Source organism: Fibrisoma limi BUZ 3 (genome assembly GCF_000296815.2).
In the GTDB taxonomy this organism is placed as follows: domain Bacteria; phylum Bacteroidota; class Bacteroidia; order Cytophagales; family Spirosomataceae; genus Fibrisoma; species Fibrisoma limi.
This window is the reverse complement of sequence record NZ_CAIT01000009.1, coordinates 945,601-960,072: the sequence shown is the minus strand read 5'-3', so window position 1 is coordinate 960,072 and position 14,472 is coordinate 945,601. Positions and strand designations below refer to the sequence as shown.

General features: G+C 49.9%; 12 protein-coding genes and 1 tRNA gene. 3 read left to right on the top strand and 10 right to left on the bottom strand.

The window, feature by feature from the left end; all coding sequences use genetic code 11:
- Positions 1 to 793: 793 nt before the first annotated feature.
- From BN8_RS23550 to BN8_RS23540, 3 genes are all read right to left on the bottom strand, one after another.
- Positions 794 to 1,819 carry a hypothetical protein gene (locus tag BN8_RS23550; RefSeq protein ID WP_009284453.1) on the bottom strand — a complete coding sequence of 342 codons (1,026 nt, stop codon included), beginning with the start codon at positions 1,817 to 1,819 and terminating at the stop codon, positions 794 to 796.
- Positions 1,820 to 1,864: 45 nt separating this feature from the next.
- The gene (locus BN8_RS23545) at positions 1,865 to 3,214 is read right to left on the bottom strand and encodes a site-specific integrase (protein ID WP_009284452.1); all 1,350 of its coding nucleotides are present in this window, start codon (positions 3,212 to 3,214) and stop codon (positions 1,865 to 1,867) included.
- A gap of 183 nt (positions 3,215 to 3,397) precedes the next feature.
- Positions 3,398 to 3,470, bottom strand: a tRNA-Thr gene (locus BN8_RS23540).
- A gap of 82 nt (positions 3,471 to 3,552) precedes the next feature.
- Here BN8_RS23540 and BN8_RS23535 point away from each other — a divergent pair.
- The gene (locus BN8_RS23535; RefSeq protein ID WP_009284451.1) at positions 3,553 to 5,505 is read left to right on the top strand and encodes an ABC-F family ATP-binding cassette domain-containing protein; all 1,953 of its coding nucleotides are present in this window, start codon (positions 3,553 to 3,555) and stop codon (positions 5,503 to 5,505) included.
- Positions 5,506 to 5,508: 3 nt separating this feature from the next.
- Here the strand turns inward: BN8_RS23535 and BN8_RS23530 are convergent, their stop codons facing one another.
- Both BN8_RS23530 and BN8_RS23525 read right to left on the bottom strand, forming a co-directional pair.
- A complete protein-coding gene (locus BN8_RS23530; protein ID WP_229368299.1) occupies positions 5,509 to 6,306 on the bottom strand; it encodes a DUF3667 domain-containing protein in 798 nt (265 codons plus the stop codon).
- A gap of 80 nt (positions 6,307 to 6,386) precedes the next feature.
- On the bottom strand, positions 6,387 to 7,301 hold the full coding sequence (locus BN8_RS23525) for a bestrophin family protein (RefSeq protein WP_009284449.1): 915 nt from the start codon (positions 7,299 to 7,301) through the stop codon (positions 6,387 to 6,389).
- Between the two features lie 98 nt (positions 7,302 to 7,399).
- Between BN8_RS23525 and BN8_RS23520 the strand changes: the two genes are divergently transcribed.
- Positions 7,400 to 8,692, top strand: coding sequence for a type IX secretion system plug protein (locus BN8_RS23520; protein ID WP_009284448.1), 1,293 nt, complete (start codon positions 7,400 to 7,402; stop codon positions 8,690 to 8,692).
- 7 nt (positions 8,693 to 8,699) lie between these two features.
- Here BN8_RS23520 and BN8_RS23515 read toward each other — a convergent pair whose 3' ends face one another.
- The 4 genes from BN8_RS23515 to BN8_RS23500 all read right to left on the bottom strand — a co-directional run bounded on the left by BN8_RS23515 (position 8,700) and on the right by BN8_RS23500 (position 12,945).
- Positions 8,700 to 9,575: a glycosyltransferase family 2 protein gene (locus tag BN8_RS23515; RefSeq protein ID WP_009284447.1), complete on the bottom strand. Its 876-nt coding sequence runs from the start codon at positions 9,573 to 9,575 to the stop codon at positions 8,700 to 8,702.
- Positions 9,576 to 9,629: 54 nt separating this feature from the next.
- Positions 9,630 to 10,997, bottom strand: a complete 1,368-nt coding sequence (locus tag BN8_RS23510) for a nucleotide disphospho-sugar-binding domain-containing protein (RefSeq protein WP_192579087.1) — start codon at positions 10,995 to 10,997, stop codon at positions 9,630 to 9,632.
- Between the two features lie 298 nt (positions 10,998 to 11,295).
- Entirely contained in the window at positions 11,296 to 12,396 is a 1,101-nt protein-coding gene (gene ychF, locus BN8_RS23505) for a redox-regulated ATPase YchF (RefSeq protein WP_009284445.1), read from the bottom strand.
- 222 nt (positions 12,397 to 12,618) lie between these two features.
- Positions 12,619 to 12,945 carry a DUF3276 family protein gene (locus tag BN8_RS23500; protein WP_009284444.1) on the bottom strand — a complete coding sequence of 109 codons (327 nt, stop codon included), beginning with the start codon at positions 12,943 to 12,945 and terminating at the stop codon, positions 12,619 to 12,621.
- Positions 12,946 to 13,217: 272 nt separating this feature from the next.
- Here BN8_RS23500 and BN8_RS23495 point away from each other — a divergent pair, with 272 nt between their 5' ends.
- Entirely contained in the window at positions 13,218 to 13,664 is a 447-nt protein-coding gene (locus BN8_RS23495) for a septal ring lytic transglycosylase RlpA family protein (protein ID WP_009284443.1), read from the top strand.
- Between the two features lie 287 nt (positions 13,665 to 13,951).
- Here BN8_RS23495 and BN8_RS33690 read toward each other — a convergent pair whose 3' ends face one another.
- The gene (locus BN8_RS33690; RefSeq protein ID WP_009284442.1) at positions 13,952 to 14,179 is read right to left on the bottom strand and encodes a hypothetical protein; all 228 of its coding nucleotides are present in this window, start codon (positions 14,177 to 14,179) and stop codon (positions 13,952 to 13,954) included.
- Positions 14,180 to 14,472: the final 293 nt, after the last annotated feature.

Here is a 14,472-nt window from a genome sequence, read left to right as displayed (position 1 = left end):
AAAACCCACCGTCTACCCGCGGTACTCGAACATAAAACTGGCCCGACCTGCCGACGAAAGAAGCCGGAAGAGTTTTACAATCTATCATGGGGCGTTAATCAGCGATAACTCGTAGTAAAAGGCGCAACCCGTCCAAATCGTGTACCAAATGACTGACGACACCTTTCTCTTGATGTACTGCGGCAGCGGGTTCCGTCAGAGATTGAAGGACGAGACGCAGCTGTCGTGCCCCAATCTCGCAGCGAAGGATTAGTCCAAATTCAGTTTTTTGAATCAACCAGACTCGTCCACCTACTGCACGGATTTCTCTGGCGATCGATGTCGCTAAAATGGGCGTCGCGGTGGATGGCTGGGGGAGGTCGAACATAGCAGCCATGACTATGATTTTTTATATCTCCGTACATCCCGCAACGCAGCTAGTACTCTTTCACGAGGGTATCGAACTCTTCCACTTATTTTCAGAGGAGTAAGAATGGCCGGGCGGTCCTCAGTGTCTTTAGACCAATCATTTAGAGTCACAAGGGAAACCCCTAAAAATTTAGCAGTCTGCTTTCTGGTGGATAATGGGGGCAAATCTGGGTCCTTGGCAGGTTTGTAATCGGCCAGGGCTCGCATCGTGCCACTGTAGGCGCGAGCCTCTACCAATTCGCCGAACTGGTCAGGAGTGAGAGAAGAAACCTGAATTGTGTGCTGAAACATGGATATATTGTTCTGATTGTTTCAGCAAACTTCTCGAAACTTAATAGGTGCTAACTATCATACTACTGTCATGACAGTAGTCTTGGAGATAAAGTCAAGATAATTGATCAAGGTCTGGTAATGTTAATTTAGTGCGGTTAGCTTCAGATAATGTATTCCGTTCTGTATCTACAACATTGCGCCAGCTATTAGGACTAGGGTTATACTTGGTGAAGCGGAATGAACTATTACAAATGTTTGCCAACTTAGTAAGACTCAATTCGCCGTTTGTTATAGGGGGTTCAATATATCCAGCTCTAATAAGTTCTGAAATGATGAAACCCGCAATAGCTGGTTTACAATTCCAAATAAGTTTGTTTTTATCAACTCCATTATCGGGTTCTTTTTCGGTACTAGCGCCACTTAAGATATCTGTAATGGTTCCCTTTTCATCAGTTATTTTTTGACTCTCTTCAGCGCTTTGGTTTGTCGTTGAGTAGTTGGTTGATATATCTTCGGCTAGTTCGTCTTTAAGTTTGACGGGTAGGTTCTTTTCAATACTATGTTTAAGTTTTATGAACTGCTCTTCGAGTATTTCAGTCGCTAGTTGTGCATCGGATAACACCTCATTTACTATTTCACTTACTTTCTTACCATATTTAGTATCACCAATCGGAATAAACTTACCTTGATCTTCATTTAGAGTTATGATCTGAGGTAATTGGCTATTATTCTCAAGATTTTTTACGAGGTCCCCAGAATGTACGTATAGCCTACTTCTAGCTTCTGAAAAAGAATTAAACGCATTTTCGCATTTAGCCGCGTAAGCTTTTCGACGCTCCTTACCCAGCATCCGGATTGCGTTCTCATTAATTTCTAGACAAACATCTTCTATAATGCAATTGACCTCGCAGGCTATTTTCATTGAAAGTCCATGTAGCACATCCTGCCTAAACTGTAGCCCTGTGATTGCTTTGTATTCTGCTTTGCTACATTCCGTTTTACCAATATTTTCGTCTCGTGAACTCGGAATCGGTAAATTAATACCCGATAATAAACCTGGTAATTCGCATGCATACTTTACAATGTAATCGCGAGCTTCGTCAATCTTTTGTAATGCCGCTGTTTCAATTGCTTCCATAAAATTTCTGTGATGTATAGTTTATCAGATCGTTGCTGAGCCTGATCAGGCTACTTTATTCATTGGTATGATCTGGCTGTTTTGAGTATCGTGTATTCCTCCGAAATGCGGATGATTGAGCAGCAGTAAGGCGTTTTGTTCCGGACTGATTTTGATGTACCGCAGAAAGACTGTTTCTGACTTGTGGCCGGTACATTTCATAATGGCCACGGTCGGCACGCCGGCTAAATAGGCATTGGTGGCAAATGACCGGCGAGCGGTGTGGGTAGTAACCAGCTCGCACTTGTCTAGGTAACGAGTTTGACGACTGCCGCCAACAGTACGACTCACCTCTACCTTTTCCACGATACCAGCCAGCCGACACAATTCTTTGATGTAGTCGTTCATCTTCTGGTTGGTGATGGTGCGCGGGGGAACGCCGTCGTATTTAGCCAGTATGGACAGTACATTTGGGTTAAGGGGTATGGAAACCCGCCCGTTTGTTTTGAGTGCCTTACGGGTCAAAATACGGCCGTTATGCGTGATATTCTCGGGCCGTAGGTCGCTGAAATCGGAAAAACGCAGGCCGGTATACGCTCCGATCAGAAACAAATCTCTAACCCGGTCGAGCCGTGCGTTTGCCGACAGGTTTAGGGTAAAGAGTGCGGTTAGTTCATCGTCGGTCAGATAAACATTATCCACGTCCTCGACCAGTTTCTTGAACTTTGGATGTTGGTATATCGTGTTTTCATGCATTCCGTCGTGATGTGACTGCTTGAGCATTACTTTCAGGTCTTTCAGCAGCGTACCGACGTAGTTGAGCGTTAGCCCCCGATTAGTCAGCCATAACTTAAAGGCATCGTAATAGGCGAGGGTGTAGGCGTCGTAGTCAATCGGGTTGCCGGTTGCGGCCTGGTAGTTCTCCAGAATGCGCTTTAGTTTCATGTACCCGGCCAACGTATAAGGCGCATATTTGGCCTCTTTAGCGTTCAATCGTTTCCCGGCTTTTGCCTCCTCTACAAACCGAACGATATAGGCTGTAAACGACTCTTTAGCATCCTGAACGGCTACCTTCTTTTCCTTCCGGCCTACCTCTTTGTCAAAATACTGCTTGATGAGGTCGTTCGTGATTGGTACCCCTGCCAGTTGCAGCCGGTTCAGAACCGTACGTAGGGCCGAGCGTTGGCGGTCGAGGTGAGCGTTTATCGTTTCGTTGTCTCGCAGTACGGCCCGGTTCTTTACGTCAGTACGCGCCCGGCCGTTGGTCGTATCCCACAGATCAGGCGCGATTGATTGGCCGGTTGATACCTTAAACCGGGTGTATTCGTAGCGATAAACGAGGTAAATGGGGGTTGGGCCAGCCGAACGGGCATCTTTCAACAGGCATTTGATAGCCTGATCGGTGATGGTACGCATTTGAAATAACTGGTTTGGTCACTACCAATGTACTAATTAATTCGGTACGGGGGACGAAGGAGGGGACGAATAAACTGTATAAAACCTTATTCTTTATCGTAAGGTATGATAAAGTAAAAAGGGTTAACCAGTTGATTAAGAGCGTAAATGCTCAAAAACTGATTAACCCTGATTCAAAAAATGAGCCTCCTACGGGATTCGAACCTGCGACCTACGCATTACGAATGCGTCGCTCTACCAGCTGAGCTAAGGAGGCAATTGCGATGAAGCGGGTGCAAATATACGCCAGTGGAATTAAATAACGCAACGTTCCGTTCTATTTTTGGTAAATTTGCGCTATGATTTCCATTACCAACCTGTCGTATTACCTCGGCAGCCGGGCGTTGTATGAGAACGCGTCGCTGCACATCAAACCAAACCAGAAAATCGGTCTGATTGGCCTCAACGGTACGGGTAAATCCACTCTGCTGCGGATTATCAACGGCGAGTACCAGCCTGACGGTGGTACGATCTCCAAAGCCGGCGACGTTACCATCGGTTTCCTGAATCAGGACCTGCTGTCGTACCAGACCGACGAGTCAATTCTGGCCGTGGCGATGCAGGCGTTTGAGCGGCAGAACAAGCTCCAGAAGCAAATCGACAAGCTGCTGCACCAGATGGAAACCAACTACACCGACGATCTGGTCGATAAGCTTGGTAAAGCCCAGGAGGAATTCGACGCCCTCGACGGGTACACCATCCAGTCGCGGGCGGAAGAAATTCTGGAAGGGCTTGGTTTCTCCACCGACGATCTGGAAAAACCATTAAAACAGTTTTCGGGGGGCTGGCGGATGCGGGTGATGCTGGCCAAACTGCTTTTGCAGAAACCGTCATTGCTGATGCTTGACGAGCCGACCAACCACCTTGACCTGCCGTCGATTCAGTGGGTGGAGAAATACATTCAGACCTATGAAGGGGCCGTATTGGTAGTCTCGCACGACCGCGAGTTTCTCGATAATGTCATCGACGTAACGGTGGAGGTATCGGGTGCTAAACTCAACTACTACCCCGGCAACTATTCGTTCTATCTGGAGGAGAAAGCCCTGCGTAACGAAATACAGCGAGGAGCTTACGAAAACCAGCAGGCCAAAATCCGGCAGACGGAGCGATTTATCGAGCGATTCAAAGCAAAGGCCACTAAAGCCAAGCAGGCACAGAGCCGGGTGAAGCAACTGGCCCGTATGGAACTAGTCGATGCAGTGATTGATGAGACGGCTCGGGTAAACTTCAAATTTCAGTTTTCGACTCAGCCAGGGCGTCATATCCTGCATCTTGAAGACATTACAAAGCATTACGGTCCCAAACGTATCATGACCCACGCCGACATCCGGCTTGAACGGGGCGATAAGGTAGCGCTGATCGGTGCCAATGGTCGCGGTAAATCCACGCTGCTGCGGATTATTGCCGGTACGGAGCCACTGAACGAGGGACGCCGACAACTGGGGCATAACGTATCGTTCAGCTTCTACGCCCAGCACCAGCTCGAATCGCTGAACATTGAGGATAACATGCTGGAAGAGCTAAAACACGCCAACCCCACCAAAAGCGAAGGTGAATTGCGGGGCGTACTCGGCTGTTTCCTGTTTTCGGGCGATGAGGTCTTCAAGAAAATCAAGGTGCTGTCCGGGGGCGAAAAGTCGCGGGTTGCGCTGGCTAAGGTGCTGTTGTCGCAGGCCAACTTCCTGCTGCTTGACGAGCCGACCAACCACCTCGACATGCAGTCGGTGAACATCCTGATTCAGGCGCTGGAGCAGTATGAAGGTACGTACATCGTCGTTTCCCACGACCGGTATTTCGTTTCGCAGATTGCCAACAAAATCTGGTACATCGAAGACGAGCAGATCAAAGAATACCCCGGTACGTACGACGAATACGAGTGGTGGCTGGAAGAGCGTAAGGCCGAGGGCGCAGGACAGGGGGCCAAGGGTAACAGCCAGCCGGTGGCCGCTCCCAAACCCCAGGCTCCGACTCCCAAGCCCCAGGCTACAGACGACGAACGGAAGGAATGGCAGCGCACGCTGAAGAAACTGACGCAGCAGGCCGAAGAAGCCGAATCCCGCATCAGCGAACTGGAAAGCCGCAAAAAAAAGCTGGAAGCCGAACTGGCCGATCCGACAACCTACGGCGATAATGGGGCTCTACAGAAGAAAAACGAAGAATACCAGCGACTGACCCAACAACTGGATCAGCTTCAGGCGCAGTGGGAAACCGCCATGCTGGAAGCCGAAGAGTGGGAAAAAAAGCTGGCCTGACAGCTAGCCGCCGTACCGGATGTATAAGTACCCGGCTCCAAACGAAAAAATGACCCAGACTACTAAAGCCAGTAAGGTTGCCAGACTGGCTTTGGCTAGTCGCCACGAACGGTCTGGCCCCATAAACTGGTAGTACGCAAAGCTTAGAAACAGAAATTGCAGCAGTAGCTGTAGTGCCGCAAACTGATTTGGTTGCGTCATGTAAGTTTTCAAAGGGGCCAGCAGTGCCAGCGTCAGCAGTGAGTAGAAGCCGGAGAAGAATACCTGAGCGACAAAATGTTCGGCGTAGTTGATGCCTGAGTGCAGAAAAAAGAGCCAGTACACCAGCGCGAACAGGGGAATAGCCAGAAAAATGACCAAGTTATTCCGTTTCTCAACAAAGGTCTGGAAGTTCTTCCGACGCTCCATAAACTTTGCCCGCATCTGTCGTACCTCGGCCGGTTCAGCGCTTTGCGTGGCCGACGTAGGTTGAGTGCTGCTCTCGCGGGTGTAGGGATGGAAGATGGAGTTCACGAACAGCGTAATCCCCAGCATCAGCACCAGAAATGTAAACGGGTTAATATACTTCTTCCGTTTTCCTTCCAGCACATACTCGCGGGCCACAATACCCGGCCGGATTGCCAGTTCTTTCAGCAAATGAAGCACACCCTTGTCGGCGTGGGTCAGCGCGTGAAAGATTTCGTGAAAAATGTGCGGCAGGTTGAAGCGGTGAATGTGGGCATTCTGGCCGCATTGCGGACAAAACTGATACGTAGTCTCCAGGTCCGCCGAACAGTTCGGACAGGCCTTCAGGGTGGTCATGATCATGGAGAAAAGGCGATGGCGTATGGACTACAAAATAGGGAATCATTCGCCATATTCCCAATCCTCCTCGCTGATTATCAATCCTTCGGCGATTGAATGGCAGCAGGAGCCGGTGCCGACAAGGCTTGCAGAACGGTTTTGCGGATACCCTGACAAATGTCCTCGGTGGGCAGGTCGTTGGCGTCGGTTCCAAACGGATTTTCAATTTCTTCCGCAATGATTTCCAGACTCGCCAATACGTAGAAAACAAACACCACGAACGGAACCACCAGGTAATGTAAATTTGATACGTAACCTATGGGGAGTGTGAAGCAGTAAATCACAATGAATTTCTTGATGAACGAGCTGTAGGAGTACGGAATGGGCGTATTCCGGATACGCTCGCAGGCTCCGCAGATGTCCATAAGCGACTGCGCTTCGGCATTGAGCACCAGCAGGTGTTCGAGCTGCAAAACGCCCTGCCGCTGGAGTTCGTTGATCTTGCCGAAAATAGCCAGCGAAATTTGCTGAGGAATGTGTTCATGCCGACGCAGGTCTGTGAACCGGAACGTATCGCTATTCGTGAATTCAGCTTCGGCTACTACCTGACGCAGGTGATTCTTGAGAGCAAACGCAAAATTAGGAATCATGACCTGAAAGAACTGTCGGGCTTCGCTCTGTTCCGGACCAATTAACTGATCGATCTTGATAGCCAGGTTGCGGCTGTTGTTGACCAGCGAACCCCAGAGTTTGCGGCCTTCCCACCAGCGATCGTAGGCAGTGTTGGTCCGGAATACCAGCAGCATGGAGATAACGAAACTGAGCAGTGTGTGCACCAGCGATACGTTCTTGAGGTGGGCATTCTCGGTTAGGTCCAGCTTGTCGATGAGGATCACAACAATCAGCGCATAAACGCCAATACCCATCAGCGCAGGCAACAGCTTCCGGACGGTGTCGGCCCGGTTGTAAGCCAGAATAAACCGGATCCAGTCTTTAGGATTGTATTCAACCATAATGGCGGACAACTGATAAAAATGCAAACTAACTAGTTTTGTGTAACTATAGCGCCGGACGTTCGTTAACTTACCGTGCGTTTCGATTTCCGCTTCGAATGACTATTTATCGACTACTCTTTTTTTTTACCAGCCTGCTGACCATTCCGGCGGTTGGGCAACAAGTTCGGACCATCGATCAGATTTACGATCCACAGATTCGCACGGTATTGTTGTACCCACAGGTGGGCAGTACGGTCGATACGCCCTCCGAAACGCTGAATCCGCCGGTCGTTTCGCTCGATGATGGAACGCCCCTTCAGTTGGAATTTGACGATCTGACGGCCAACTACCGTTCGTTCCGCGCCCGACTGCTTCATTGCAATGCCGACTGGCAGCAGTCTGTTCTGAATGATATCGAATTTACGTACGAATACAACGATAATGCCATCACGGATTACCAGGTGTCGATCAATACGAAGATTCCGTATTATCACTACCGATTAACCTTGCCGCGGGTAAAACTACCGGGTAACTATGTACTGGTTGTATATGACGAGCGCAACCGGAACAACACCATCTTCACCCGGCGGTTCATTACGTACCAGAACCGGCTGGTTGTGGCGGCCGGCATCCGCTTTTCGACCGACCCGGCCCGGCAGTTTACGGATCAGCAGATCGACATGACGGTCAGCTACAAAGGGTACCAGGTCATTTCGCCCCAGGATGACTTTCGGGTGGTAATACGGCAGAACTACCGCGACGATAAGGTGATCCGGGGACTGCGGCCTACCAACGTACGGGCGTTTGACCAGGTGCTGGAATACCGGCTCGTCGACCTGAGCAATACCATGCCTGGAGGAAATGAGTATCGATTCTTTGATACGCGAACGGTGCTGTCGCGGTCCAACTATATCGACCGCATCGACCGCCGACCCGACCGGAACATTGCGTATGTGCTGGCCGATCAACCCCGGAGCCGGGGGGCTTATATTCAGAGTGATGATTTTAACGGCCAGTACATTATCGATAATCGCGAAACGGGTAATGGTGCGATCAACGGCGATTACATCGAAACCGTTTTTACGCTCCGGATTAACGAGCAGCCCGGCGTCGATGTATACGTCAACGGCGCGTTTAACCTATGGCTTCTGAACGACCGCAACCGGATGACCTACGATCCGGCGCTGAACGCCTACCGGGCGGCTATTCTGCTGAAACAGGGCGTATACAATTATAACTACGCTATGCAGACGACGAGTAATCCGCCCAAAACCGACGAGTCGCTGATAGAGGGGGATTACTCCGCCACAGAGAATGATTATGAGGTGTTCGTATATCACCGCCCACCCGCAGCGCGTGCCGATCAACTGGTTGGCTACGTACGGGTGGGGGTGAATAAGCGAAAGTGAGTAATCACTACGTGGCAGATGGCTTCGCAACGGGCAGATCCGCCGGGCGCAGGTAGCGGCTTGCCCGTCGTAGTTCATTCGTCAACCGCTTTGCGAATGCTTTTGGTACTCCGCCATCTTTGACCAGCAGACGGTCACTGGTCCAGACGTAGGCGTCTCTTTTTACCTGCCTGATCTGGCCTTTTGCTGAAAGGGTCATCGCCATCCAGCCGTCGTCGCTGGCAGCGTCGATGCCACGCCGGAACGACGTATTGAATCCGCCAACGGATAATGCATCGTCTCGTCGGAAAGCGAAATTAAAGCCCATCACATTAACGCATTCATACCCCCGAAGCCGACGGAGCCGGAATATAAGCTGAGCCGCTGTTTCATGGATACACAGCGCTTTGCGTGAATTAACGGCGCTGGGCAAAAACGAATACGTACCGTAGGTGCAGGATGTGACACGATTATGCAGCGGTTCGATGAGTGCGTTTATCCAGGTTGGCGGATACAAGCAGTCGGCGTCGGCATTGACGATGAATCGCCCCTTCGCTGCCTGCAGAGCGGCCTGACGGGCAAAGGCGGCTCCCTGATCGGTTACCTGCAAGGTGCGAACCCCAACTTGATCGAGGAGGTCCTGCGTGTGGTCTTTCGAGTTGTTGTTGGCGACAATCAGTTCAGTTGGATACAGTGTTTTCTGGCGAGCCAGCGAAGAAAGCATGTTGAGCAGGCTTTCTTCTTCGTTGTAGGCCGGGATGATAATCGAGACCTCCGGCTTCGACTCCTGAAAACGAGCCAGACGGGTGCGAAGTTTGCACAGGAGTTCAGCCGGTACGTTGCTGGGGTCGTACGCGAACCGGTGAGCCTGTACCCATTGGGGTAGGCTGTTAAAATAAATCATAACGTATAGAAACAGATTGGTTTAAAGAGGAAGAGTTGCTGTCTACAGCGCGTATTAGTCGGCAGTAACGGGGTGGGGGCTGGTAAGCGAAGGCGTTGGCTGATAGCCGAATACGGGCAGGATACTTCGTTCCTGCTCGCGTATTTCGGCTGCGAATTGCTGCCCGAGCAATTCTACGCGCTCGTGGTAAGCAGGGTCGCCGAGTAATGCTTCGATCTGCTGACGAAGGCGCATACTGGAGGCCCGGCGCAGGGTTCCGGCTAGCCCTAAACCGTGAAATCGGACGCGGGCTGCATTGCCTGGTTGATCGCTGGTTAGATTAAGGGGATATACCAGCATGGGTACACCGGCAACCAGGCATTCGGTAACGGAATTCATACCGCCATGCGTAAGCATCAGATCGCAGTAAAGCAGTAATCGCTGCTGCGGTACGCTGGGCATCAGATGCACGTGGGGTGGGGTGTTTTCGGTAGGGTGGATGTCCAGCTTATTCGTCACCATAATAACCTGCACACCGTGGAGGGGCCTAACGGCTTCAATGACCTGGTTTAGAAAGTGTACGCATAAATCAGCGTGCTTCTTGCTCAGCGTACCCAGCGATACGTAGAGCAGCCTATGGCCTTCTCTGGCCCTTTTATCTAAAATAGGTTCGATGGATTGCCAGTTGGTAGAAGCAAAACGGGCATCGTGGCGCTCGTACGGCCGACGGAAGAAATGCTCGTTCGGGGCAGGTTTATACCAGGGATATTCCAGGCAGCGGGGCACAATATGCAGGCGCTGTACGCCTTTGACCAGGTCATACAGGGCGTTGTTACGCATGGCTATGGTTGACGGATCCAGCCCATTTCGGCGGGCATGGCGCTCCACAAAGTACATGTCGTTTTTGCCTAGGAAAATAGCTCGCCGTTGTAGTCGCCCGATATGGCGACGGAGCAGATACGGTTGCCACATAGCCCACGCACGTAGTCGTCCGAGCAGGTTGTTCTGTAAGGGCACCGCGTATTCCAACGGTGGGATGGCCGGCAGGGGTTGGGTGGGTGGCTTGGAATGAATGAAAAATACGTTGGGGGCTTTGTCGTGAAGCAGGTAATAGTAGTAACTCAGGTGCTCGTCAATCAGAATATAATCCGGGCGCACCTGATCGCACAAAGCCTGAAGGGACTGGAGGGTTGTTCGATAGTCTCGGTAACGAGTTCGCAGATGGCTTGAGTCGCGGAGACTGCGCCATAGATGGTGCAGCTTTGTGCGGATTCCCGCCGGAAAGTATTCGATCAGGTAGGTTAGTTCTTTAAAGTCGAAACCCTGTTCTTCGACGTGCTGCTTTAGGGAAGGGGTACCGGCGTAAACGATTCGGTAGTTGTGTTGCTGTAACCAGTTGGCTAGGCCATAGTTTGCGTTATAGTGACTAGGGATAGGCACCATAATGAATAAAACTGTTTGCATCTGGCTGAAAAGAGGAAGAGTGTTTGCGTTGAGTATCCGTTCATACGAATGGTGAATGATTTAATCTATACTGTAAATGTAGGCTAAGTAGTTTATTGCGTACAATTAAATATTTTATACGGTTATCACCGATTTTGACATAATTTTATAGGTTATTATTGTATAATTTTGATATATAATTACTGAATATAGATTATCCAGAATAAGATCTATCGTCTGTTAGACTAACTGCTGGAAGAAACAAAAAAAGCGGCTTTTCAGCCGCCCTCTTTCATGATTAAGCTCCGTGCAGGAACTCCATAATATCGCCGTCCTGCACAACGTATTCTTTGCCTTCGACGGATAGTTTACCGGCTTCCCGCACGCCCGCTTCATTTTTATATTGAACGTAGTCAGGAAGCTTGATAACCTGCGCCCGAATAAACTTCCTCTCAAAATCGGAGTGGATAACCCCGGCCGCCTGCGGAGCCTTCCAGCCGCGGTGAATGGTCCAGGCCCGAACTTCCTTCTCGCCGGCGGTAAAGTACGTGATCAGCCCAAGCAGCCGGTACGACGCTTTGATCAGTTTACTCAGTCCGGATTCGTCGAGACCGTATTCGGCCAGGAACAACTGCCGTTCTTCGGGGTCTTCCATCTCGGCGATCTGCGACTCGATTCCTGCACTGATCACAATCACTTCGGCCCCTTCGTCCTTAACGGCTTCCCTGAGCTTTTCGGAATATTGATTACCGTCCGGCAGGGAGCCTTCGTCTACGTTTGCTACGTAGATCACCGGCTTCACCGTCAGTAACGACAGGTCACCGATGGCGGCTAGTTGCTCTTCGGGTGACACCTGCACCGTCCGGGCGCTTTTTCCCTGCTCAAGGGCAGCTTTGTACAGTTTCAGGATTTCAAGTTCAACTTTGGCTTTGGCATCACCAACGCGGGCGGCCTTATCGATCCGCTGAATTTTCTTATCGACCGACTCCAGGTCTTTCAACTGAAGCTCAGCATCGATGATCTCCTTGTCGAACACCGGATCAACGCGACCCTCGACGTGAACAATGTTCTCATCTTCGAAGCAGCGGATTACGTGAACGATAGCATCTACCTCGCGGATATTGGCCAGGAACTTGTTGCCGAGACCAGCTCCCTGGCTGGCCCCTTTCACTAGACCGGCAATGTCGACGAATTCAATGATCGTCGGGACAACCCGCTGGGGTTTTACTAAACTTTCCAGCGTATCGAGCCGCTCATCGGGAACGGTCACAACGCCGACGTTCGGCTCTATGGTGCAGAACGGGTAATTAGCGGCTTCGGCCTTCCCGCTTGAAATGGCATTGAACAAAGTAGACTTGCCGACGTTCGGTAAGCCCACGATTCCACATTGTAGTCCCATAATTGAATTGTGAATGAGTGAATGAGTGAATGAGCGAATAAATAATCGGCTCACGTACGCATTGACAATTCACGACATATTTTTTGTGCGAATCTACAACAAAAAAAGCCTCCGGCAGGTGCCGAGGCTAATGATCTGGCTGCGCAATATAAGTCGCAGGTCCGGAGGTAAGACTAACTGATGGATGGAAAGAGTAGACGTTTGTGCTGCATCAATGCTGGATTATTCCCACTTTAATTCGCTGGCGAAATCGTCAAGTTCATCGCGCTCACGCTGCGCAAACTGCGCGAAATCAACGTCGGGCATCAGTTCCGTTTTAATATGATCAACGGTTTCCTGCAGCGCTTCCACAAATTTGTCGAAGTCTTCTTTGTAGAGGAACATTTTATGTTTCTCGTACACAAACCCGTCACCTTGTGGATGTCTACGGCTTTCCGTAATGGTCAGGTAATAGTCATTGGCGCGGGTCGATTTGACGTCGAAAAAATACGTCCGCTTCCCCGCCCGAACTCGTTTCGAGTAGATTTTTTCCCGTTCTCTTTCTTCCACAATCAGTGATTTTAAGTGGCAATGCAAACGCTAAAATACGGTCATTAGTATCAGAACCAAAGGAATCCTATTAAATAAATTTTGAGGTGAAAAATCCCCGAAAATCAGTAGAGTTGTGGAACGCTTTACACAGTTTTTTGGGCAATTCCTTGGTTCTAAGGCTTCTACCGTTTATCTTTGTTAAATAGGAATTGCACTTTTTGGGGAAGAAGGGCTGAAGGATAACAATCGGGAAACCCTCTTTTTATTTGTTTCACGTAACCAAAAACTGTATGAGTTTTATCATGTCCCTAATGTTGTTTTTCAGCAACATGAAACCGACAGAGGCCCTACCGGGTCTCATACAGAAGGGTAAGGCGTCGTTTTACTCCAAAAAGTTCACCGGTCGTCGTACGGCCGGTGGAGAACGTGTCCGGCACGATGTCCTCGCCGGCGCGCACCGTTCGCTACCGTTCAATACATTGGTTGAAGTCACGAATCTAGACAACAACCGCTCCGTAATTGTACGAATCAATGATCGGGGACCATTTTCAAAAGGCCGCATTATTGATCTTTCGCACGCGGCCGCTCAGGCACTTGGCATGATCTCGAAGGGCGTTGCCAATGTTTCTCTCCGGGTCGTCAACAAAAGCAATCTGCTTGCGTTAGCACCCGAAACCGCGGTTTTCACTACCCCCGCAGCGTTTCAGCCTATGCTGGAACCGGTTAACCGCTTTTAACTGAAGCCCCGTCGGGCTACTCCGACCGAACCGTTTGGTAACTCGCTGCCCATTTGGTGCAATTCCTGGCAGAGCTTACCAGACGGTTCGGTTTTTTGTTTATGAGCGTTACCGTGTGTAGTTTGTCCCTGAAAGGTACGTTTACATGAACGGTTCTTATACTACAAAATGTCAATATAATTTATTGACAATCAGAACTATAAGATGCATTTTGTTGAAATTAACCCTCCTTTTCGTAAACGATATCCGACTTGAAAATTAATAATCATTTTTAGGAGTTGTTTGAGTTAGCGAAGAGCTCGTTTAATGATGCGTCGAATGTGAGCAAGCCAGACGAAACTACGGGCTGAAAGCAGCGCCTGTTCGTAGCCTTTGGCCAAACCCCGATTGTTGCCTACCCAACTGATAGTGCGCTCAACGACCCAGCCGCACCGGCAGGCCGGCCACTTGTGAATAACTAGCTTGCTGTCCGCCGATTCGTTGTTAATAAACTCTTTAGAAGTTAGTACCCGCATGTTCTAAAGGGTCTCTAACGGCTCCTTAAAATAACCACCAAACGTCTTATCTGCAGCCATCATACCAGATCGTCCAGCAACGGATTGACATGTTCATCTTCTTCCCAACAAACCACCCCCGCTTTCCCATCGGCCACATTAGCAGGACGCACGTGAGTCCACAGCACATGGCCCATCGTGTTTACGATCAGAAAGCTTTTGCGATCCTTGATAAGTTTACCACCATCAAAACCAGCCTGCTCAGTAGCGGTCGCCTAGTTCTTCACTTAATTTAGGCGTCAATAATGGCCGTT